The sequence below is a fragment of the Arthrobacter sp. TMP15 genome (genome assembly GCF_039529835.1).
Taxonomy (GTDB): domain Bacteria; phylum Actinomycetota; class Actinomycetes; order Actinomycetales; family Micrococcaceae; genus Specibacter.
Genome location: NZ_CP154262.1, coordinates 680,012 through 701,248 on the forward strand (window position 1 = coordinate 680,012; position 21,237 = coordinate 701,248).

The following is a 21,237-nucleotide window of genomic DNA, read 5'->3' on the forward strand; positions in this document are numbered from 1 at the left end:
GGCACGCCGTCGTCGTTAAGAGCAGCGGTGGCCATGTGATTGCAAACTTTGCACTTGTGCAATTTGTGCGTGAGTGCATAAACTGTGATTATGCATAAACCTCCTGTTAGCTTGCGCGAACGCAACCGCCTCGAGACATGGGCGCTGATTCATGATGAGGCGTCAAAGCTTGCCTGTGAGCAAGGCCTGGCAAATACAACCGTGGAAGCCATCGCTGACGCGGCAGGAGTTTCCAAGCGCACGTTCTTCAATTATTTCCCTGCCAAGGAAGACGCCATCCTTGGTATTCAGGGGCCCACCCTCTCAGAGGAGACCATTGCCTGTTTCCGCGCCGGCGGGGCCGGGGATCTTTTTGGCCGGACTGTCCACCTCATGGTCACAGTCATCCGCTCCATGTTTCCCGAGGCCTCCCGCACAGATCGGCGCAGGATCCTGAAGGAGCGGCATCCGGAACTGGCGAGAAATCTTGTCTCACACTTGCGGGCCTGTGAGGAATTGGTGGAAGCCGTGCTGCTTGAGCGCTATCCCAGTGGTCCCCAGGAAGAATCCTGGTCAGGACTACCTCCCGGCAGGGACTCCGCACTGGCACTTTTGATGCTGGCAGGAACCGTCATGCGGTTCGCCTTCGCCAAGGATCCTAGTGCCACCACCAACGAATCAAGTCCGGCCGTGCAAGAGGCCATTGAAATTTTTAGAGACACTATTAAGGCAGCCCTATGAGTTCCACCAAAATAAAAGCCGCAGTCCCAGATGCCCCTGCAGCCCACGGGCACCCTGATCACAGCGAAAAACGCAACATCATCCTCCTGTTCGCCGGTCTGATGGTGACCATGCTGCTGGCATCGCTGAACCAAACGGTGCTCTCCAGTGCTCTTCCCACGATCGTCGGTGAGCTCTCCGGCGTCGAACACATGGCGTGGGTCATTACGGCCTTCATCCTTGCCTCCACCATCATGATGCCGGTCTACGGCAAGCTCGGGGACCTGCTGGGCCGCAAGCCCATGCTCTTGTTCGCGATTTCAATATTCCTTGTTGGCTCCGTCATTGGTGCCTTGGCGAATGATATGAACGTGCTCATCATTGCTCGCGTGGTCCAGGGCCTTGGCGGTGGCGGTTTGATGATCCTCTCGCAAGCCACCATCGCCGACGTGGTGCCGGCCCGCGAACGCGGCAAGTACATGGGTATTATGGGCGGCGTCTTCGCATTCTCCTCCGTTGCCGGCCCGCTCATCGGTGGCGGCTTGACCGAGGGACCGGGATGGCGCTGGGCGTTCTGGATGAACGTGCCGCTGGCGCTTCTGGCAATTGCGGCCACCATCTTCTTGCTGCATGTTCCCCGAAAGGTCCATGCCACGCGTCCGAAGATCGACTACGTGGGCATGATGCTCATTGCCCTGGCCACCACGGCCCTGGTCCTGGTCGGTACGTGGGGCGGGTCGCAATATGACTGGAATTCTCCGCAAATCATCGGTCTTGCCATCGCAGCCGTAGTGACCGGAACCCTCTTTGTCATTGTGGAAAACCGCGTATCTGAGCCGGTTATGCCCATGCTGTTGTTCAAGAACCGCAACTTTGTTCTGACCACCATCGCCGGGCTGCTGACGGGCATCGCCATGTTCGGCGCCATCGGCTACATGCCCACCTACCTGCAGATGGCCACGGGTTTCTCAGCCGCTGAAGCCGGCCTGCTGATGATTCCCATGATGTCCTGCATGCTAATTGTCTCGGTTGTGGTGGGCCGCCGCGTCTCCACCACGGGCCGCTACAAGGTTGCTCCCATTGTGGGCAGCGCGATCCTCGCCTTGGCACTACTGCTGCTCTCCACGATCTCCACCGACACCCCGATCTACTTCATCTGCATCTACTTGGGTGTCATGGGTATAGGCCTGGGCGCCAGCATGCAAATCCTCACGCTTGTGGCACAAAACTCCTTCCCGCTGAAGTTTGTTGGAACGGCCACGGCGGGGCAGAACTACTTCCGCCAGGTCGGCGCCACGCTGGGCTCGGCCGTTGTTGGCGCCATGTTCGCCACGCGCTTGTACGATCTCATTGCGGAAAAGATCCCCGGTGGCACTGGAGGCGGTGGCGCCAGCTCCTTCACCCCGCACCTGGTGAACAGCATGCCCGAACCCGTCAAGTCCCTCATCATCGAGTCATATAATGAAGCCTTGATTCCGCTGTTTCTGTTCATGGTCCCGCTGGCTGTCCTTGCCGCGATAGTGCTGTGCTTCGTGAAGGAAATTGCGCTGGAAACAAAAGCCGACAGGGAGAATATTGTCGATGTTTCTACACGGGAACTGTCGTAGACGTCCAACGTGTGGCCGTAAGTCGCTGATAAGTAGCGTGTGCAGAGAGTGTGCTGGCGAGTGTGCGGGGGTATTGATGGCCGGTAGAGTAGACGAAGCGAATACATGCCAACGTAATTGAGGGTCTCTTGCCAGAATTTACTGCCCGCTTTGCCACAGCCGCCGAGATTGAACAATGGGACACACTCGTCACTGCCAATCCCAACGGCGGTAACCTGCTCCAGTCTGAGGCTTTTGCGGCCGTTAAAAAGAACTACGGCTGGGACACGCAATTCTTGGCTTTTGAAGGACCGCATTACACCAGCTACAACTTGGTCCTGGAAAAGTCTTTTCCGGTGCTGGGTAAGCTGTGGTATCTCATCAAGGGCCCCGATGTTGCTGATGTTTTTGAGGTCCCAGCCGTGCTCGAGGCTTTGCGAGTCTTCGTCAAACACGCCAAACTTCACGTTTTTGCGGTAAAGATAGAACCGGACATCGTGGCTTCCGAAGAAGCCCATTCAGTTCTTCGGGGGGCGGGCCTGGTTGAGGTTCCAGACCTGCAGCCCAACGACAGCACAGCTTTGCTTGATATTTCCCCGGAATCCAGTGAATTACTCCGCAAGCTGCATTCTCGCGGCCGCAACGCAGTGCGTCGAGCTATCCGCGAAAACGTCGAAGTTGTTCGCATGGATCCGACAGAATCAACTATGCGCACAATGTACTCCTTGATGGTAGGCACCATCGCTGCCAAAGCCACCACACAGGCCCGCGACTTTGAGTACTACCGGCAGTTCTGGACAGAGTTCACCCAACGCGAACAGGGACATTTCTATTTTGTCTTTGAAGACGGCGTCGCCTCCGTGGGTGCGTTTGTCATTAACTACGGTGCCAAAGCCACCTACAAGGATGGTGGCTCGCTGCAGAAGCGCAGCCAGTATGGAGATTCCCACCTAGTGCAGTGGGCCGCCATCAATGACATGAAGGAACTTGGCGCTCTCGAGTACGACTTCTGTGGCACGCCGCCAGCGGACCGGCTCAAGGATCCCACTCACCCACACCACGGCCTAGGTTTGTTTAAAACGAGCTTCTCTAAAACAGTCACCGATTTTGTAGGTTGCTATGACTTAGTGCTCAGCCCCGTGCGGTATAAATTATGGTCTAGGGCCGGTGAGCGCGTGTTCAGGCAGCTTTACACTCGCCGCACCGGAAAGCAGTTTTACTAATTATTTTTTGTGGTGCAGGCGTCATTGGATCAGAACGCCAGCACCGGTAACGAGGGCTCAGGGAGCATGAATGACAAGCACACCCAGTAGCCGGGACCAAGACGTTGCAGGCAACTCCCACAGTGATGGCGCCTCCAAGGATGCGGCCCAGGGCGATAACGGTCAGGGCGATAACGGCCAGGGCCGCAAAGTCCAGCGCAGTAAGGTCCCAAGCACCAAGGTGCCGAACGCCAGCGTGCCAGGCATCAAAGTACCAGAGCGCAGTACCAAAGACCGCATTGCCAAAGAGCGCAGTACCAAAGGCCGCAGTGCCAAAGGCGGGAGTGTGCAAGACGGAACCGTGCACGCCGGAAGTGCGCACGGCCGTTCGGTAAAGAAAGTCAAAGTGGCCAAGGGCGAGAACACTACGGCACCTGTCGCCGGGCTGATTCCTGTGGTGGCTCCTGCCCGTCCCAACAAGGCTGCACGGACCGTGCTGCGTAAACTCGTGCAGGGTGAGGCTCCCCCTACGGCGCCCATGTCCATCGTCGACAGGCTCGCCGGTACTCCTTATGCAAACTTCACGATCCAAGTGGGCAAGGCCGAAGAGTCTGCCCGAAAAACGATTGATTTAGCTCTTCGCCTGGCTGAGACCATGTTCCGGTACGGTGCCGGAGCACTTGAAGTTGAGACGAGCATTATTGCTGTCACAGCAGCCCTGGGACTGCGCACCATTGAGGTTGATATAACCAACCAGTCGGTAGTTTTGAATTATGCGCCGAGGGATGCTGTTCCCATCACTCTTTTGCGGGTGGTGCGTTCTTGGACCAATAACTACGCAGGCTTGGTGGAGATTCATGAGCTCGTGACAGATATTGCTAGTGGTGGTGTTTCCAGAGATGAAGCGCACAGGCGCCTGGATGTCATAGTCAAAAGGCCCAAGCCGTTTCCACGGTGGATGGTTTCAATGGCGGAGGCTGTATTTGCGGCCGCCGTTGTAGGTGTTATTGGTGGGACTGCTTTCGGCATGCTGGTTGCCTTCGTGACCATATTCATGGCCGGACAGGTGGCAAGAGTCCTTGGAAAGTGGCGGGTACCTGACTTCTTCATTACCGCCAGCAGCTCATTTATTGTCACAGTTGTGGCGGTGTTATGTTTCATGGCGCAAGTGCCGTTGAGCCCCTCAATTGTGGTTGCCGGCGGAATTTTGCTGATGCTTCCCTCGGGGCGTCTGGTCTCTGCTGTCCAAGATGCTATCAACGGGTTCCCCGTTACAGCTGCGGGCCGTTTCCTCTCGGCTTTTCTGACTTTTGGTGCCATTGTGGCAGGCATCGCCGTTGCCCTTGTTTCAAGTGCAATGTTTGGGGCCGACAGGTTAAATGTTGCTGAGACTCTCACGCCGTCTCTGCCGTTGTATGGGGCACTCGCGCTCGTGGCCGTGGCTACCGTGGCCATCTGTATTGCTGAACAAACTGCGGTTCGATTGCTGCTGCCCACCATGGGGGTGGCACTGGCCGGTTACGTTGTTTTTCACTTCGGCCTGCAAATCGGACTGGGTGACCGCTTTGCCCCGGCCGTTGCCGCTGTTGTTATTGGCATGCTTGCCCGTGTTGTTGCCCTGCGCTTGGATGCTCCGCAACTAGTCGTGGCCGTGCCATCCATCATATTCCTGCTGGTAGGTTTGTCCATCTTCCGGGCCATGTTTGTTATGACGCTGACACCAGAAGATTCAGCGATCGGTGCCGTTGGCATTTTCAACGCTTTGGTGATCATCCTTGCCGTTGCTGCGGGTGTGGTGCTTGGGGATAATGCTGCCAGACCATTCACACGCAGCAACGGGCTTAAGGACAAGCGCAGCAACCGCAGGCGCTAATCAACTACGGGCGCTACGCCCGCAGTGGGGGACTTTAGAGGATCTTGCCGATGGGCTCACGCTTTTCGGCTTGAAAGTTGTCCTCGTTGCGGCCATAAGCCCAGTATCCCGACAGGGATACTTGTGAACGCTCAAGTCCACGCTGTTTGAACAGTAGATCGCGCAACGCCTTCATACACTCGCGTTCACCGTGGACGAAGGCGTCTACGGTACCGGCTGGCCATGCTCCGTTGGTAACAGCATCTAGAAGCAGCGTGCATTTATCTGGCGCGGTGCCGTTGCGGAAAACCCAGGTCAGTTCTACGCCGTCGGGCTTGGCCATGGGCTGGATGTCTGCCGCCGTGTCTGCTTCGATATATGCGTGGCCGCGGGCATCGTTCGGGAGTGATTCAAGTGCGCAGGCTATTGCCGGGAGGGCAGATTCGTCCCCCACAAAGAGGTACCAATCGGCATCGGGATTGGGTTTATAGGCGCCGCCTGGGCCAACGAATATGATGCGCTCACCCGGTGCTGCAGCCGCCGCCCACGGCCCTGCAAGTCCGGACTCACCGTGTACTACGAAGTCGATGGCGATCTCCTTGGCGGCCATGTTGATCCAGCGGACGGTATAAGTGCGGGTGACTGACCAGTGTTCACGCGGCATCACCTCTCGCAGTGCGAACACGTCCACGGGCTCGGCGTACTGCACATCAGGGCGCAGGAAATGTATCTTTACATACATGTCGGTGGCGTCCTTGGCCTCAAATTTCGCCAGCTCCGGGCCTCCGGCAATGATGCGCACCATGTGCGGGCTGAGCTGTTCTTTGCGAAGAACTTCAAGGGTGATTTGAGCGCGTGGCCGGGTGGTGCGGGCCGGGGTTTCAGCGGCGGCAGTGTCTGGGGATGTCACAGTGGGCTCCTTGGGCTGGGCAGAGCCCGGCGTGGTGAGCGCGTCAATAGCGCGAAGTTAGGTGATCCTAACCAGTCTAGGCCACGGGGATCATCCAGTCGATCGGTGAAGCGCCTTGAGCTACAAGCAGATTGTTTACACGGCTAAAAGGTTTAGAGCCAAAGAAGCCTCGCGAGGCTGAAAGCGGACTCGGGTGAGCCGACTCGATCACAGCAGTGCCCTCCAATAGCGGGGCTAGACGTTGCGCATCCTTGCCCCAGAGAACACTCACCAGAGGCTTTTTTCTGGCGACAAGGGTTGTGATGACTGCCTCCGTGACTTCCTCCCACCCGCGTCTGCGGTGCGAACCGGCTGCGCCGGGGGCTACCGTCAGGACCCTGTTCAGCAAGAGAACGCCTTGGTTGGCCCACGCGCTGAGATCGCCATGAGCGGCTGCGGGGAAGCCCAAGTCAGAACTCAGCTCCTTATAAATGTTCTTCAAGCTGCGGGGTAGCGGACGTGTAGATTTATCAACTGCGAATGCTAAACCCACAGAGTGTCCCGGTGTTGGGTAAGGATCTTGGCCAACGACCAAAACTTTGACGTCCACCATGGGTGTGCTCAACGCACGCAGCACCTGGGTGGGCGGTGGCAGGAAGCGAGTTCCGGCGTCGTACTCCTTGGTCAACATGGCCCCTAAGCTGCGCAAGGTGGCATCCAGCGGAGCCAGCGCCGCAGCCCAATCGGAAGCCATTTGGCCCAAGGGATCGTTCCGCAATGCGGCCAAAGCATGCAGTTGCTGCGAGTCCCACGGGTCTTGTGCCGGTAGGTCAAAGAGTCCGGGTGTGCTTTCCATGGTTTCCATTGTGCTTCATGCAAGGAGGTGTACGTCCATTCCCGCACACCCGGAGCATGCACAGAGACTTTCCACAGGAGCTCAAATGACATAGTTGTGATTCGCCCTTATTATGGACAGAGCGGGTCATGAATCATGGCCCTATGCGCAATTTTCAAGGGAGGCTATTGTGGCCGATGCTATCCAGCACGAGCAAGACTCGGTGGGCCCTGCCGCAGTACCGGTAATTCAAGGCGGCATCACCGAACGTGACTCTCAGATGCTTGACCTTGAACGGCAGTGGTGGAAGTACGCTGGTGCCAAGGAACAAGCCATCCGCGACATGTTCGACCTTTCAGCAACTCACTATTACCAAGTGCTGAACGCGTTGATCGACACGGAAGCTGCATTGACTTATGACCCCATGCTGGTCAAACGGTTGCGTAGACTACGTGTGTCACGTCAACAGGCCCGGTCCGCGCGCCGGCTGGGCAACTGACGCCACCTCACCCAACGCACCCACAAGGACAGCACTGCACAATGAGTAAATACCCGCGGGATGAATTCGACGCCGTAGAGGAAAGCTCGGCACGCCACGGCGTTCACCGGGCTTCGATGGATCCGCAAGGGCGCTCCCTAATGCCGCTGATGATCTTTGGTGTTGTGGCTCTGTGTATTGGGCTGTTGGCATTTATCATCATGCCTAAGATGCTCAACACTACGAACGCGCCGGTTGTTGCGAAAACCACCTCCGCTCCGGCCGAAAGCGCGGAAGCAGAGGCCACCACCGAGGCTCCTGCTACTTCTGCTGTGGAAACGCCGGCTCCGGAACCTGAAACGACTACTGAGGCTGCGCCGGATTCCGTTGTTGATAAGAGCGCTCCCGTAGCAATATTCAACGCAACGGGCACCCCCGGGCTGGCTGCCCGATATTCGGGGCTTGTTACGGCCGACGGTTGGGCAGTCTCCCAGTCGGCCAACTGGGCAGGGCAGCGTCAAAACACATCGGTTATTTTCTACAACGGCATTGAACAGAAAGCCAACGCGGATGAGCTAGGCGCGGTGCTAAAGATTACGGTGCTGGTTGATACCGCTGAGCTCGGAATTCCGCTGGCCGTGGTTCTTGGGCCAGGCGCCTAAACGCTCTTCAACGCGAGAAGCCACTTATGGTGTCCAAAACCCGGTTTTGGACACCATAAGTGGCTTCTCGCGTGCGTGGTGCAGGTGTGAATGCGGAAACTAGTCCTTCAGCGGAACACCATTGACATCAGTGCGGTAACCTTCTTGGCCCACGAGAATCAAGATGCCCTCAACCAGTCCCCAGATCGCCATAAGCGGTGCGAGGATACCCAGGCTGATCACAGACACGAGAAGCTGGATCAACGCGATCTTGGTTTTGCCCAAGTAGAAGTTGTGGATACCCAAAGATCCAAGCAGGATGCCCAAAATACCTGCAACAACCTTTGACTTCTGCTCGGTACCCGGAGCTGCGTTGTAGGCAGGCTGTTGGTAAGGCTGCTGCATATTTTGCTGCGGGTAGCCCTGCTGCGCCCCGGGCTGCTGGTAGGTGGGCTGTTCGTAGGCTGGCGCTTCGGGAGCTACCGGTGCAGCAGGTGCTTGATAACTAGGGGTTTCATAGCCCGTCTTGGCGGGCGCGTCGTAGCCTGCGGGGATGTCATTGGGAGTGCCCGGTTGTTCGGGGGTGTGCTCTGGCTTAATGTTCTCAGTCAAGGTGTCTCCTGGTGCTTGAGCTGTGGCACGCGTCGCTGCCGGGGCAGTGGGTGTCACTTGCGTATGCGTGCATCGGAATACTTACAGATCCCACAATATCCGCTTAGGGGCCCAGCCGGAAGTGCAGGACACTGAAGTTCTAAGAAAGTGTCCTAGACATGGGTCTATACGGTCGCTTCTGCCAGTGTTGCGTGCCCACGGAGTGGGGATGCTGCCCATGATTATGACCTCTTAGCTGCTCGAGGCGCGTTCGCCTCAAGCTCATACCGGCCTCTGCGCTTGCACTCTGCTGTATCGAGTGCTAATTATTGACTTAGCACTCTGAGGTGGCGACTGCTAATTATTAGCTGTCCAACCGCCGTCGGAGGATTAAACTTTCCTCATTGGGCGAGGGTTCACGGCCACTGTAAATAGATCAGTGGCAGGGTATCCGTCCGTCGCGGGCGCCGCAATGAGGAACTTTGTATCCGAAACGACAGTCCCGAAAGGACTGTTCTGAAAGGACTGAAGCCTGTATGGCCAAGCTCATTGCATTTGATGAAGAGGCACGCCGCGGTCTTGAGCGTGGGTTGAATATCCTCGCCGACGCCGTCAAAGTCACTTTGGGGCCGCGCGGTCGCAACGTTGTTCTTGAAAAGAAGTGGGGCGCACCCACAATCACTAACGATGGTGTCTCCATCGCCAAGGAAATTGAACTTGACGATCCCTACGAGAAGATCGGCGCCGAGCTGGTCAAGGAAGTCGCCAAGAAAACTGACGACATCGCAGGAGACGGCACCACCACAGCCACTGTGTTGGCACAGGCACTGGTCAAGGAAGGCCTGCGCAACGTAGCTGCCGGCGCCGACCCGCTGTCCTTGAAGCGCGGCATCGAGAAGGCTGTTGCAGCCGTCATCGAGCAGCTACTCGCCTCCGCCAAGGAAATTGAGACGAAGGAGCAGATTGCTGCCACCGCGTCCATTTCCGCTGGGGATCCCGAGATCGGCGCACTCATCGCCGAAGCTCTGGACAAGGTTGGCAAGGAAGGTGTTATCACTGTTGAGGAGTCCAACACCTTCGGTCTGGAGCTTGAGCTCACCGAGGGCATGCGCTTTGACAAGGGGTACATCTCCGCTTACTTCGTCACCGACACCGAACGCCAGGAAACGGTTCTTGAAGACCCGTACATCCTGATCGTTAACTCCAAGATCTCCAACGTCAAGGACCTCGTTGCCGTTCTGGAGAAGGTCATGGCTTCAAACAAGCCGTTGCTGATCATTGCCGAAGATATTGAAGGCGAAGCACTTGCCACGTTGATCGTGAACAAGATCCGCGGTCTGTTCAAGTCTGTTGCCGTCAAGGCTCCGGGCTTCGGTGACCGCCGCAAGGCCCAGCTGGCAGACATTGCTGTTCTCACCGGTGGCCAGGTCATCGCTGAAGAAGTTGGCCTGAAGCTGGAAAATACCACTCTGGATCTCTTGGGCAAGGCTCGTAAGGTTGTTGTAACCAAGGATGAGACCACCATTGTTGATGGAGCCGGCGACGCCGAAGCCATCGCCGGTCGTGTGGCTCAGATCCGTGCCGAGATCGAAAACTCCGATTCCGACTACGACCGCGAGAAGCTGCAGGAACGCCTGGCCAAACTGGCCGGTGGAGTTGCAGTCATCAAAGCCGGAGCCGCAACTGAAGTTGAGCTCAAGGAACGCAAGCACCGTATTGAAGATGCAGTGCGCAACGCCAAGGCAGCTGTTGAAGAAGGCATTGTCCCCGGCGGTGGCGTTGCTCTCATCCAGGCTGGCGTGACGGCATTCGAGGGACTTAACCTGACGGGCGACGAAGCAACCGGAGCTAACATTGTTCGCGTTGCCATCGATGCTCCGTTGAAGCAGATTGCTTTCAACGCAGGATTTGAGCCCGGCGTTGTTGTCGACAAGGTTCGCAGCTTGCCTGTTGGACACGGTCTAAACGCTGCAACAGGCGAGTATGAAGACCTGCTTGCTGCCGGAGTCAACGACCCGGTAAAGGTAACCCGCTCTGCACTGCAGAACGCGGCTTCCATTGCCGGCCTGTTCCTGACCACCGAAGCTGTTGTAGCCGACAAGCCTGAAAAGGCTGCCCCGGCTGGCGGCGGCGGAGACGACATGGGCGGTATGGGCGGCTTCTAGTCCCCAGCTCCTCCCCAATGCGGGTCGCGAGCGACCCGCATTGGGGCCCCTCGGAGCTGTGGGCCCAGGCGCTCCTCTAGGTGCGGGTCGCGAGCGACCCGCGTTGGGGCCCCTCGGAGCTGTGGGCCCAGGCGCTCTCGCTTTCATAGGGTTTTAGTCTTCAAACAAAGGCGCCATTGCCTTACGGGCCATATGGTTTCGTGGAAACTACACGAAATCACGTCCGTGACAGGCAGTGGCGCCTTTCGTTTGCTCAAACGGTGGACACTGATGCCGCGCTTCGGCATGGAGATGTCAGTGGAGTCTGAAAGTATGGACTTATGACAATTGTTGCTGCTGCCGATGGTTCGGCGTTAGGGAATCCCGGTCCCGCTGGCTGGGCTTGGTACGTTGATGAGAACTGCTGGCGGGCAGGTGGCTGGCCGCACGGCACCAACAACATGGGTGAGCTCATGGCAGTGCTGGACCTCTTCATCTCCACAGCGCACTTGCCGGAGGAGCCGCTGCACATTCTCTGTGACAGCCAGTACGTCATCAATAGCGTCACGAAGTGGATGCCCGGTTGGAAGCGTAAAGGTTGGCGCAAGTCTGACGGTAAACCAGTGTTGAACGTTGAGATCCTTAAAGAGATCGATGCCGTAATCAAAGACCGTAAATTCACTTTTGAATGGGTCAAGGGCCATGCCGGCCACGAGCTCAATGAGGCCGCAGATGACCGGGCACGTGCGGCTGCCACTGCTTACCAGGCCAAGCGGGCCCCGGAGCAGGGCCCGGGCTACCCGGGTTCGGCACAGACCACTTCCGAACAAGCCAGCTCGGCTTCAGCCAACGGCAGTGCCGAGGCAGGCAAGAGTGCTGGCAGCTTCTCCCATGCTTCAAAGAACCCTGACTCCGTTGTCCCCGCCCAGGGCAGGCTGCTGCTGGACGAACTTGAACAGCCCGACCTGTTTTCCATGTTGGACGACGAGGCCGATCCGGCCTTTACCGCTCGCGCTGAGGATGGCTTAGAAACGGTCGTGGAACTTGAGCGTGAGCTTCTGGACCCGGCTGTTCGTGCAGATCCACTGCGTACGGGGGAACTTTTGCATCCAGATTTTGAAGAAATTGGTGTCTCAGGGCGCCGCTGGTCCCGGCAGGAGATCCTGGATATGCTCCAGGATGAGGAAGCTACCAGCACAGACCTGGAAGTCCTTTCGTTGGTCAAGATTGATACCGTAACGGCTCTTCTGAGCTACCGCAGCGTTGCGCAGGTTGAGAAGAGCTCGCAGCCTAGATCTTCGTTACGGAGTTCTCTGTGGCAGCGAGACAGCGGAGCGTGGCGTCTGCGCCACCACCAGGGCACTGCCGAGGTTTAGGACAGGAGCTGGTTAGCTCTACGTTTTCTGTGAGGGCGGTGCCGTTCGGCGCGGGCAACGCTACCGTGCGGTGAACATTCGTGTGTTGGCATCTTCTGCCTGGGCGTATTGTGTGGCCGCCATGGATAAGGCGCTGTTGATACTCTCCAGCGACGCTTCAACCCTGAGCTCAGTGGCATGCCACTCCTGCATGAGTGCGTGAAAGTTTGTGGCCGCCGTCCCTGTCCACGTGGACTGTAAATCCAAGAGGTTGCGCTTCATGGCGTCCACCTCAAGGCGGATCCTATCCACGGATCCTTTAACGGCCGTGCTCTTCAGCGCCAAGTCGTCGCTGTTAACGTTGAACTGTGCCATGAGTGGAACCTTGTCTGTGAAGTGAAAATCGTTTGAATTCATTGACAAGTTCCAGCCTAGGAGCAGTATTCTGCCACGGAAAGCCACGCCGGTGCTTCAGTGGACGAGCGGGCCGCCAAGGCACACTGTGGAGGAATTAATCAGAATCAGCACCAGATGCGTCATCGCTGCCGTGTTCTTCTGCGTTCATCGGGGCAAAGGGCAGTTCGATGGCCAGAGTGGCGCCTCCGCCAGGTGTTTGTTCAAGGCGAACGGTGCCTTTATGCGATGCCACAATAGCTGAGACAATGGCCAGGCCCAGACCGCTGCCGCCGGTGTTGCGATCACGGGAAGAGTCCGCACGATAAAAACGCTCAAAGACCCGTGGGGCTTCTTCTTCGGAAATACCGGGGCCATGATCACGAATCTTAATTACAGAAGAGGTTCCGGTATCCGCAGCCTTGGTGCCAACCATAATTTCGATCGGCGTCCCCTCAGGTGTGTGGCGCAACGCGTTGCCCATGAGGTTGGTGACAACCTGACGCAATTTTGCTTCGTCTCCGATACTGGGCGCAGGGGTGCCCGGACCGCCGTCGAGCCCTACGACGGCGAAGGACCGCTCCTGAGCTGACGCGCGCGCATCAAGCACTGCATCGTGGCCAATGATCAGCAGGTCTACGGGTTTGAGTTGCAGCGGGCGCTGCTCGTCGATGCGTGCAAGCACCAGCAGGTCCTCAACGAGTTCGCCCATACGTTTGGCCTCACTCTCGATCCGCCCCATCGCGGTGCCAACGTCGTCTGGAGTTTGCAGGGCACCGTGCCGGTAGAGCTCGGAAAAACCTCGAATGGTAACCAACGGGGTGCGGAGCTCATGCGAGGCATCCGCCACAAATCGACGCATCTTCGTTTCGGAGGCTGTCCGCGCTGCAAACGCGTGCTCAATATGGGCCAACATGGTGTTCAGGGATCCTGACAGGCGGCCTACTTCAGTGTTTGGATTCTCAATGTCCACACGGCGAGAGAGGTCACCGGCAGCAATTGCCGCAGCAGTTTTCTCCACCCTTGCCAAAGGCCTAAAGGATCTTGTCACCGTCCAATACGCGATCATAGTGCCCAACGTGATGGTCAAAATAGCCACTCCGGCAATCACCACGGCGAGCCGTTCCAAGGTGCTGTTGAGGGTTTCGTAGGGCAGGCCTACCACCACATAACCGAGATACTCTGGCCGCGTATCGGTGATTTCGGAGGGACCGTAGTTGAACTTTTGGGGCGCCACAATGGTGATGCGCCAGGGCGCGCCACCATCACTGCTGGCTACTGTGAATGGTTTCCCGTTCAATTCCTTGGCTTGTGCCACTGTAAAAGGCGGGTAGACGGGCTTGTCCTTACCGGAACGGTTTTGGTCAGCTAGGGAGCCGTCGGCAAAGTGGAAGCCCACATAGTAGTCAAAGCTGAACGGTGTTTGCCCGGTGTTTTGGGAATCCACCGTGCCATGGCCAATGATCGACTTTTGAAACGTTGTCAGCTGCGTGTCCATCTGGTCTTCCAGGAAGGAGTGCAGCAAGAGAAACGTTGTTGACCCCAGCGCCAACAAGGACACACTCAACAAGGCACTGATGATGGCCACCAGTTGTGAGCGCAGGGAGGCGTTCTTCCACAACGTAATCAATGTCTTGGCGCTGCGCTAGCGCTTGTCGGCCGTTCGCAGCACGTAGCCCACGCCGCGCTTGGTTTGGATGAGAGCAGGAAGTTCAGCATCGGTATCGATCTTGCGGCGCAGGTAGGAGATGTAAGACTCCACGATGGAGGCGTCGCCATTGAAGTCGTATTCCCAGACGTGGTCAAGGATTTGGGCTTTGGAAAGCACCCGGTTGGGGTTGAGCATGAGGTAGCGCAGAAGTTTGAACTCGGTGGGGGAGAGCTCCACCGTTTTCCCTGCCCGGCGCACCTCGTGGGCGTCGTCGTCGAGCTCCAAATCGGCAACACGGAGAACGGCGTCGTCATCTTCCATGGGTTGAGTACGGCGCAGCACTGCGCGGATGCGAGCCACCACCTCATCCAGGCTGAACGGCTTGGTGACGTAATCATCGCCACCCACTGTCAGGCCCGTGACCTTGTCCTCAGTGTCATCGCGGGCAGTGAGGAACAGGACAGGAAAATGCCGGCCAGCAGCACGCAGTCTGCGGGTCACAGTAAAACCGTCCATGTCCGGGAGCATCACATCCAGCACAGCAAGGTCGGGGTTGTGTTCTTCGGCTGCGGCGAGGGCTTCGCGGCCGTTGGCGGCCGCAATGACCTCAAACCCTGCGAATCGCAGGGACGTTGAGAGCAGTTCACGAATATTGGGCTCGTCATCAACTACGAGCAACTTGGCTTCAGGTCCGATCTTTTTCACCATTTCAGTCTCCGACCATTGGCTGGGAATACGCTGAAGATTCCGTGGGTAGATACTGTCAGCATACGCCCAGCGACTTCTCAGGCGCTAATAAGGGAGCATAAAAATTTCTCGATGTTGATCAGCGGAGGCAAATTTCGGTAGCACGAGCTTTTTCAAAAAAGCGGTATCACCGGTGGTCAGTGCCCAGTCAAGCAACTCTTGACGCATGGATTCAAGCACTGGTTCATGGTCCCGCTCAACGGCCAGGTTTCGCTGTTCGCCGGGGTCTATGTCCAGATTATGCAGCTGCTCCCGATTCCTACCCCAGCTGTACACAACATATTTCCAATTTCGCAGAATAAGTGCCCGCCCGGTGGTTCCTGCGCCGGGAAGCGCAGCCCCATCGCTAAATGAGGTTTGCACCACCACCGGAGCGGTTGTGGCTTCCAGCACAGAGGGTACGGCGAGTCCCCCCGGAGCTGGAATCCCCGCCACCTGGCACAGGGTCGGCAGGAGCCCCAGAACCGCCGGGACGGGTGCGTCGATCACCGCAGCGCGCTGCCCCGGAACATGTACCATGAACGGCACCTTGATGCATTCTTGGTATAGCGCGGTCTTTTGGTTCCAGGCATGAGAGGCATCGCCGTCGCCGTGATCGCTAATTAGTACGACGGCGGTGCTTGCCAAATCGATCCGCTCCAGCAGTTGCCCCATGCGTTGGTCAACGCGCTCCACAAGTGCCGCGTACACATGCCGGTAACCTCGCCATTCATCGGGGCTGAAACCGTTGGTGCCATAGACGCGTGCGGCTGCCACTTGCTCCATGGATAGTGCCTCCGGAGAATAAGGCGCAGGAGGAAAATTTGCAGGCAGGGCAGGGGCGTCCGCCACGGGGACAGGGGGTATGTTTCCGTACGGCATCGGCTGGGAGCGGGCGTATTCACAGATCGTGTGGGGGTCATCGAAGGAAGCAACCAAGAAGAAGGGACGGGTATCTTTCCTGCCGTCCAGCCAGGTACTGCAGGCCTGAACCAAGCCCTCGTCACCGAAGGGGTGGATGGGGGTGAAACCGTCAGCCTCCGTGGCACTGGCTTGGAGGGCGTGCCATTTTCCTGCATATGCGCAGTCATACCCGGCCGCTGTGAACCAGTGCCCCAACGAGTTTGTTCCATGTCCGGGTTCCTCGGTGGGCTCCGCGCCCGCAGGGGATGCCTTCGCATTGGAAATGACCCCCAGCTGGTGCGGATACCGGCCGGTGACCATGGCGCTGCGAGCCGGCACGCATAAAGGAAAGGGCGTGTACGCCTGCGTAAAAGTTGTCGATGACGTGGCCAGCCGGTCAAGGTGAGGAGTGCGGAAGTGCTCATCCGTGGAGCGGACCCGTGTCAAAGCATGAGCTGCAAATTCATCCGCCATGATCAGTAAGATATTCATGCGCTAGCCACCAAATCCCGCAGAGCTGGTGCTCCGGTCCATTGCTGATCGGCTGCAGAAAGTGCTTCCTCCAACGCCGCAGCATGACTGCGCACCAACACCGGGTCTGAGATGTTGTCAAGCTCGAACGGATCGTCCACCAGATTGTATAGGCCAGTGGTGAGGCCACGTTCGGGATGGAAACCCGCAATGAACTTTGTGGTGCGGGTCCTGAGGCCGCGAAGGTCCTCGTCTTCGGCATTTCGTGGATAGTAGAAGTACAGTGCCGCTTCCCCGTCGTCCGGGGCTAGACCCGCTCCTGTGCACAGCAGGGGTGCTAGGTTGCGGCCGTGCATCTGGGCTGGAATGCTGTGGGCAACGCCAAGCAGCCCCAAAAGAGTAGGGGCAATATCCACGCTGGAAAGTACCGTGGTGGCGGCGGCTTTGGCAGAGAACTCTTCGGGGCCGCGCATCACAAAGGGGATGCGCATGGACTCTTCGTAGGGCACATTTTTGTACAGCAGGCTGTGGCTGCCCATCTGTTGCCCATGATCGGAGGTAAAAATGACAAGGGTATTCCGGGCCAGATCCAGTTCCTCAAGAGCCTGAAGCAACCGCCCCACTTGGACGTCAATGGCACTGACGGCTGCGTAATATAGCGCGGCTATGCCTGCCGCTTCCCGGCTAATGTCAGAATCCAGATCAACGTTGGGCCGGTTGAGCAGCTCCGAAGCGGGCAGCCCGGCATAGCTGGTGTCATAGCCTTCGGGGAGTTGGTCGAAGGGCTGGTGCGGCGGGTTCCAGGACACGGTGAGGGCAAACGGCGCGCCGCCGGGTGCTGTGCCAGAGCCGCCGGGTGCTGTGCCGGCCCTGCGCAGGAAGTCCAGTGCCACATCCGTTTCATGCCCGGCTGACCAGCCCTGAACGTCCACCCGCTCATGCCGTTCGGCGTGGCCGGTCCAATAATGCGGGGTCAAGTGCTCGTCACAGCAGCCGTAGGAGTACCAAAAATCAAAGCCGTGCCGCCGGTCAAGGGGGGAGTAGGCATCCCAGTAGCGGCCATCTTCCAAGGGCCCGGTGCCGTAAATCGCATCGGCAGGAACAGGTGCCTCCAAGTGCCACTTGCCAATGTATCCGGTGGCGTAGCCGGCATCCCTGAGCACGGCAGCCCATGACGGGGCGTCGGGGCGAAGCCCAACACCCCACGTAGCAGTTTCAGAGTTCACATTGTGTGTGACTCCATTGGCGGCAGGGTATTGCCCGCTCATCATCATGGCCCGGTGCGGGCTGCACACCGGGTAGCTGCTAACAGCGTGGGCCAGGGATACGCCGTCGGACGCCAAGGCATCCAAAAAGGGGGTGGAAACCGCATCGCCGCCCGGCTCCAGGCACATGGCCCGGAACTGGTCAGCGATCACGAACAGCAGATTTGGTTGTTCTACCATTGGGGTTCTACTTGCCCATCCCCAAGGTCAGGCCCTCCGTCAGGCGACGGCCCAGCCAGATGTAGATGGCCAGCATGGGCAGGATCACGATGCATAGACCCGCAAAGAGTCCGCCCCAGTCTGCACCGGAGTAGGTCTGCTGCTGAACGAACGAGATCAAGGCTACTGGCAGAGTGTACTTTTCGGTGCTCTGGAGCAGGGTCAGCGCCAGCAGGGTTTCATTCCAGCTCCCCACCACCAGCAGCACAAAGGCGGTGAGGATGCCACCTTTGGCCAGGGGCAGGGTGACCTGGATAAAGGTGCGCAGGGCGGACGCGCCGTCCAGTGCAGCCGCTTCCTCCATTTCAAGGGGGAGACTGCGGAAGAAGGCCGTCAACAAAAAAACCGTGAATGGCAACGACAAACCGATGTAAACCAAGTTCAAGCCGATCAGGCTGTTGGTCAGGTGCACCTTGTCCAACATGACAAAGAGCGGAATTAAGATGACCTGGGCTGGGATTCCCAGTCCAAGAATGAAGTACAAGCTCAGGCCATCGGTGAGACGGTTCTCCACCCGGCTGAGGTAGTAGGCGGCAGGTGCGGCCACGGCCACGCACACGAACGAGGACACCGCCGTGGTCAAAACACTGTTAAGCGTGGCCAACGCGAAACCGCTGACATTCCAGGCCGTGGCGAAGTTATCGAAGTTGAACGATGTTGGCAGACCCCATGGGCTTTCCAAGATTGCATGGGTGTCGCGGAAGGCCTGCAGCACTGTCCAGACGAGCATGGCGATGAATAACACCACCACAGCCCACAGAATAAACACACCGAGGCTGCGGACCCAGTTGTGATCGGCCTGCAGGGCGGGACTGACGCCGCCACGGTTTCTTTTGCGACGGATTGGCGGTGGAGCGGCTTTCTCGGATGGAGACGAGGTAAGGGTTGTCATGAGGATTCCTTAGAACTCAATGGCGTCACGGCGCATGGCACGGCGCAGGAGCACCACCAGTACGGTAACCAAGGCCAAAGAAATGATGGCTGATGCTGTGGCGGCACCATAGGCCGGGGTGGACATGCCGGAGAACGCTGTGACGTAGGTGTACACGGCCACGGACCAGGTTTGGGTGGGTGGCAGGCCCGCGCCGCTGCTGCCGCCAAAGACCCAGATGATTTCAAAGATCTTGACGGAGGAGATTGTCCACAGCACGGCACAAGTGCCGAAAACGTCCCAGGTCAGCGGCAGAATGACGTACCGGAGACGCTGGAGCGCTGTTGCGCCGGCAAGAGCGCAGTCCTCATAGAAGTAAGGCGGGATCCTGTCTACTCCGGCCATGATGATGGTGGTGAAGTAGCCTGTGGTGGTCAGGACCATGGTGGCCATGATCAACGGAAAAATATTGTCCTGGGCAAGCCAAGCCGGCGGTTCCGTGACACCCAAAGGCTTGAGCAGGCTGTTGACCATGCCACCTGGGTTGAAGATGAAACCGGCCAGGATGCCAAAGACAAGAGCATTGATCAGATGGGGGAAAAAGATGACGTTGCGAGCTATTCTCTTTGCAGCCATGTCCCGAAGAACCAGCGTCATGGCAAAGGCCAGGATGAAGATTGCCGCACCCACCACGAACAAAAGGAGCAGCGTGTTTCCGAAGGACTTCAAGAACAACGGGTCTTGGAAGACTTTAACGTAGTTCTTGAAACCCACGAAGGTCATGGGACCAGAACCGGCCCATTCGTTAAGACTGATCCAGAGTGCCGCTATCGTGGGAACGATGAACAAGACGGTGTAGAAGAGGAAAGCCGGTCCGACGAACGGTACCAGAAGCTTGCGGCGCTGGCGTTCAATGCTGCTTCCGCCCCGGCCCTGCCCCGGCTTGAGAGCCGGAGCAGGGTTGCGACGGGTGCGCTTGAGAGTCGAGGCAGACATTAGCCCTGCGCCTTCCAGTAAGCGATGGTCTCCGACTTCATTTTGGAGACAAACTCGCCGGCATCAATCTTGCCCAGGAACAACTGATCATCGGTCGGGTTAAAGTTCTTCTCCAAGTAGCCCGGAGCGGTGACACCATCGTTGCCCAGGTAGATCTCCTTGGCGCCGTCAATGTTCTTCTTAAGCGCGGCGAGCTCCGGTGAAATAGCGGCATCTGCGCGGACGGGAAGGACCTTGGCTACTGTGCCCATAGCGTCCTGGTTCTTCTTGTTCATCAGGAACGCAGCCAACTCCTGGGCGGCGGCAGGATTCTTTGCCTTCTTGGGAATGGCGAAGCCGGTGAAGTCCGTGCGTGCCATGCTGGGCTGGCCGGCTACGGCCGGGTACGGAAAGGATTCATACTTGAATCCGGGTGAGGCGTACGTGCCAGTCTCCGTGGGGATCCAGGAGCCGTTGAAGAGCAGATCTGCCCCGCCGGTGGCCCAAGCCTGCTGCTGAGCAGGCCACTTGCTGGCGTTGTAGCCATTGATCAGGTAACCGTTGTCCACGAGCTGCTGCACCGTTTTGGCTGCGGCCAGTACTGCGGGGGAGTCCCAGCCGGCGCCCGACTTATCAGTGACAATCTTGTTGAACGCACCGGGGCCCTCGCTGTGGACTAGTGCGCTGACGAACCAGTAGGCGCTGTAGCCGGCAATGTCACCGTCTGCAGCAATGGGTGTCTGCCCGGCGGCCTTTTGCTTGTCAAGGAGACTTATAAAGTCCTCCCAAGAGGCCGGGGGGTTCGTCACCAGGTCCGGGTTCTTCTCGGCGTCGAACCAGATGCCGTCCGAAGTGAGGCTGTAGGGCACCATCCACGGTTCGCCGTCTTTGCCTTTGATGTTGCTCACGGCGGCGAACTTGGTCGGAATGAGCTCGGAGAGCTTCTTGCCGTCGATCTCGGTGTTATAGGCATCCGTCATGGGCAGTGCCTGTCCGGTGCTGCCCAGGGCGATATCAAGGTTGGCGTTGGAGCCGTCAATGATGTCCGGGACGTTATTGGTGTTCAGTGCAGGAATGATCTTTTTCGTGTTGGTGCGGCCCTGCCACTGCACGTCAACCTTGTTGCCGGTTTCCTTTTCGAAATCGGCGATGGCGCTTGCGAGTACTTTTTGCTGTGCCTCGCCAACCTTCCACATGGACCAGTACGTCACTGTACCGTTGTCCTTTGCTCCGGCGTCGCTGCCGCCACCTCCGCAGGCCGTCAGGGCCATTGATGCGCCAGCCAGCACGGCCAACGTTTGTACAATTCTGGATTTAGTACTCATAGAAGACACCTCGTGAAGTTGTTGTGCCGTAGATCACGACTCAGTGACATGACTCAAACAGTCAGCAAAGATAGGAATCAAGGTGTACTTGAAAACTAATTTGAAATTTGTGAAACGTCTCGGAGTTAGGTAGACCGTAAAATTGGCGGAATATTGGACTTAAGCG

The 21,237-nt window shown here is 57.9% G+C and carries 19 protein-coding genes; 8 read left to right on the top strand and 11 right to left on the bottom strand.

The features are described from left to right. Positions 1-90: 90 nt before the first annotated feature. The 4 genes from AAFM46_RS03000 (at position 91) to AAFM46_RS03015 (ending at position 5,360) form a co-directional block, all read left to right on the top strand. Complete coding sequence (locus AAFM46_RS03000; RefSeq protein ID WP_283530837.1) at positions 91-720, top strand: TetR/AcrR family transcriptional regulator; 630 nt, start codon at positions 91-93, stop codon at positions 718-720. After that, positions 717-2,306: an MDR family MFS transporter gene (locus AAFM46_RS03005; RefSeq protein ID WP_343319481.1), complete on the top strand. Its 1,590-nt coding sequence runs from the start codon at positions 717-719 to the stop codon at positions 2,304-2,306. Before AAFM46_RS03000 ends, AAFM46_RS03005 begins: the two co-directional genes overlap by 4 nt. Positions 2,307-2,434: 128 nt before the next feature. Then, positions 2,435-3,508, top strand: a complete 1,074-nt coding sequence (locus AAFM46_RS03010) for a peptidoglycan bridge formation glycyltransferase FemA/FemB family protein (RefSeq protein ID WP_343319483.1) — start codon at positions 2,435-2,437, stop codon at positions 3,506-3,508. A gap of 70 nt (positions 3,509-3,578) precedes the next feature. Continuing rightward, positions 3,579-5,360 (top strand): threonine/serine exporter family protein, encoded by a 1,782-nt coding sequence (locus tag AAFM46_RS03015; protein ID WP_343319484.1) that lies wholly within the window; start codon positions 3,579-3,581, stop codon positions 5,358-5,360. 34 nt (positions 5,361-5,394) lie between these two features. Here the strand turns inward: AAFM46_RS03015 and AAFM46_RS03020 are convergent, their stop codons facing one another. Continuing rightward, on the bottom strand, positions 5,395-6,249 hold the full coding sequence (locus AAFM46_RS03020; RefSeq protein ID WP_343319486.1) for a siderophore-interacting protein: 855 nt from the start codon (positions 6,247-6,249) through the stop codon (positions 5,395-5,397). Positions 6,250-6,325: 76 nt separating this feature from the next. Continuing rightward, a complete protein-coding gene (locus AAFM46_RS03025) occupies positions 6,326-6,982 on the bottom strand; it encodes a uracil-DNA glycosylase (protein ID WP_283530877.1) in 657 nt (218 codons plus the stop codon). Between the two features lie 304 nt (positions 6,983-7,286). Between AAFM46_RS03025 and AAFM46_RS03030 the strand changes: the two genes are divergently transcribed. Both AAFM46_RS03030 and AAFM46_RS03035 read left to right on the top strand, forming a co-directional pair. Continuing rightward, positions 7,287-7,562 (top strand): DUF3263 domain-containing protein, encoded by a 276-nt coding sequence (locus tag AAFM46_RS03030; protein ID WP_343320337.1) that lies wholly within the window; start codon positions 7,287-7,289, stop codon positions 7,560-7,562. Positions 7,563-7,603: 41 nt separating this feature from the next. Next, positions 7,604-8,203: a LytR C-terminal domain-containing protein gene (locus AAFM46_RS03035; protein ID WP_343319488.1), complete on the top strand. Its 600-nt coding sequence runs from the start codon at positions 7,604-7,606 to the stop codon at positions 8,201-8,203. 99 nt (positions 8,204-8,302) lie between these two features. Here the strand turns inward: AAFM46_RS03035 and AAFM46_RS03040 are convergent, their stop codons facing one another. Further along, positions 8,303-8,851, bottom strand: a complete 549-nt coding sequence (locus AAFM46_RS03040; RefSeq protein WP_343319489.1) for a TM2 domain-containing protein — start codon at positions 8,849-8,851, stop codon at positions 8,303-8,305. Between the two features lie 458 nt (positions 8,852-9,309). Between AAFM46_RS03040 and groL the strand changes: the two genes are divergently transcribed. Together groL and AAFM46_RS03050 are read left to right on the top strand one after the other, a co-directional pair. Beyond that, positions 9,310-10,938 (top strand): chaperonin GroEL, encoded by a 1,629-nt coding sequence (groL, locus tag AAFM46_RS03045; protein ID WP_283530829.1) that lies wholly within the window; start codon positions 9,310-9,312, stop codon positions 10,936-10,938. Between the two features lie 320 nt (positions 10,939-11,258). Further along, a complete protein-coding gene (locus tag AAFM46_RS03050; protein ID WP_343319490.1) occupies positions 11,259-12,293 on the top strand; it encodes an RNase H family protein in 1,035 nt (344 codons plus the stop codon). A 60-nt stretch (positions 12,294-12,353) separates the two neighbouring features. Here the strand turns inward: AAFM46_RS03050 and AAFM46_RS03055 are convergent, their stop codons facing one another. The 8 genes from AAFM46_RS03055 to AAFM46_RS03090 all read right to left on the bottom strand — a co-directional run bounded on the left by AAFM46_RS03055 (position 12,354) and on the right by AAFM46_RS03090 (position 21,071). After that, positions 12,354-12,689, bottom strand: a complete 336-nt coding sequence (locus tag AAFM46_RS03055; RefSeq protein ID WP_343319492.1) for a WXG100 family type VII secretion target — start codon at positions 12,687-12,689, stop codon at positions 12,354-12,356. 94 nt (positions 12,690-12,783) lie between these two features. Beyond that, a complete protein-coding gene (locus AAFM46_RS03060) occupies positions 12,784-14,286 on the bottom strand; it encodes a HAMP domain-containing sensor histidine kinase (protein ID WP_343319494.1) in 1,503 nt (500 codons plus the stop codon). A 24-nt stretch (positions 14,287-14,310) separates the two neighbouring features. After that, complete coding sequence (locus AAFM46_RS03065) at positions 14,311-15,021, bottom strand: response regulator transcription factor (protein WP_283530876.1); 711 nt, start codon at positions 15,019-15,021, stop codon at positions 14,311-14,313. Between the two features lie 87 nt (positions 15,022-15,108). Next, positions 15,109-16,437, bottom strand: a complete 1,329-nt coding sequence (locus tag AAFM46_RS03070) for a sulfatase-like hydrolase/transferase (RefSeq protein WP_343319496.1) — start codon at positions 16,435-16,437, stop codon at positions 15,109-15,111. Then, positions 16,434-17,861, bottom strand: coding sequence for a sulfatase (locus AAFM46_RS03075; protein WP_343319497.1), 1,428 nt, complete (start codon positions 17,859-17,861; stop codon positions 16,434-16,436). Before AAFM46_RS03075 ends, AAFM46_RS03070 begins: the two co-directional genes overlap by 4 nt. 7 nt (positions 17,862-17,868) lie before the next feature. Continuing rightward, positions 17,869-18,792, bottom strand: a complete 924-nt coding sequence (locus tag AAFM46_RS03080) for a carbohydrate ABC transporter permease (protein WP_343319499.1) — start codon at positions 18,790-18,792, stop codon at positions 17,869-17,871. Between the two features lie 9 nt (positions 18,793-18,801). After that, positions 18,802-19,767 carry a sugar ABC transporter permease gene (locus tag AAFM46_RS03085; protein WP_343319501.1) on the bottom strand — a complete coding sequence of 322 codons (966 nt, stop codon included), beginning with the start codon at positions 19,765-19,767 and terminating at the stop codon, positions 18,802-18,804. Then, complete coding sequence (locus AAFM46_RS03090; RefSeq protein ID WP_283530820.1) at positions 19,767-21,071, bottom strand: ABC transporter substrate-binding protein; 1,305 nt, start codon at positions 21,069-21,071, stop codon at positions 19,767-19,769. Before AAFM46_RS03090 ends, AAFM46_RS03085 begins: the two co-directional genes overlap by 1 nt. Positions 21,072-21,237 lie beyond the last annotated feature (166 nt).

Bases quoted from the DNA above. Each gene is read 5' to 3' on its own strand.
- AAFM46_RS03000 (WP_283530837.1), top strand. From the start codon at position 91: ATGCATAAACCTCCTGTTAGCTTGCGCGAACGCAACCGCCTCGAGACA.
- AAFM46_RS03005 (WP_343319481.1), top strand. From the start codon at position 717: ATGAGTTCCACCAAAATAAAAGCCGCAGTCCCAGATGCCCCTGCAGCC.
- AAFM46_RS03015 (WP_343319484.1), top strand. From the start codon at position 3,579: ATGACAAGCACACCCAGTAGCCGGGACCAAGACGTTGCAGGCAACTCC.
- AAFM46_RS03025 (WP_283530877.1), bottom strand. From the start codon at position 6,982: ATGGCTTCCGATTGGGCTGCGGCGCTGGCTCCGCTGGATGCCACCTTG.
- AAFM46_RS03035 (WP_343319488.1), top strand. From the start codon at position 7,604: ATGAGTAAATACCCGCGGGATGAATTCGACGCCGTAGAGGAAAGCTCG.
- groL (WP_283530829.1), top strand. From the start codon at position 9,310: ATGGCCAAGCTCATTGCATTTGATGAAGAGGCACGCCGCGGTCTTGAG.
- AAFM46_RS03050 (WP_343319490.1), top strand. From the start codon at position 11,259: ATGACAATTGTTGCTGCTGCCGATGGTTCGGCGTTAGGGAATCCCGGT.
- AAFM46_RS03055 (WP_343319492.1), bottom strand. From the start codon at position 12,689: ATGAATTCAAACGATTTTCACTTCACAGACAAGGTTCCACTCATGGCA.
- AAFM46_RS03070 (WP_343319496.1), bottom strand. From the start codon at position 16,437: ATGAATATCTTACTGATCATGGCGGATGAATTTGCAGCTCATGCTTTG.
- AAFM46_RS03075 (WP_343319497.1), bottom strand. From the start codon at position 17,861: ATGGTAGAACAACCAAATCTGCTGTTCGTGATCGCTGACCAGTTCCGG.
- AAFM46_RS03080 (WP_343319499.1), bottom strand. From the start codon at position 18,792: ATGACAACCCTTACCTCGTCTCCATCCGAGAAAGCCGCTCCACCGCCA.
- AAFM46_RS03085 (WP_343319501.1), bottom strand. From the start codon at position 19,767: ATGTCTGCCTCGACTCTCAAGCGCACCCGTCGCAACCCTGCTCCGGCT.
- AAFM46_RS03090 (WP_283530820.1), bottom strand. From the start codon at position 21,071: ATGAGTACTAAATCCAGAATTGTACAAACGTTGGCCGTGCTGGCTGGC.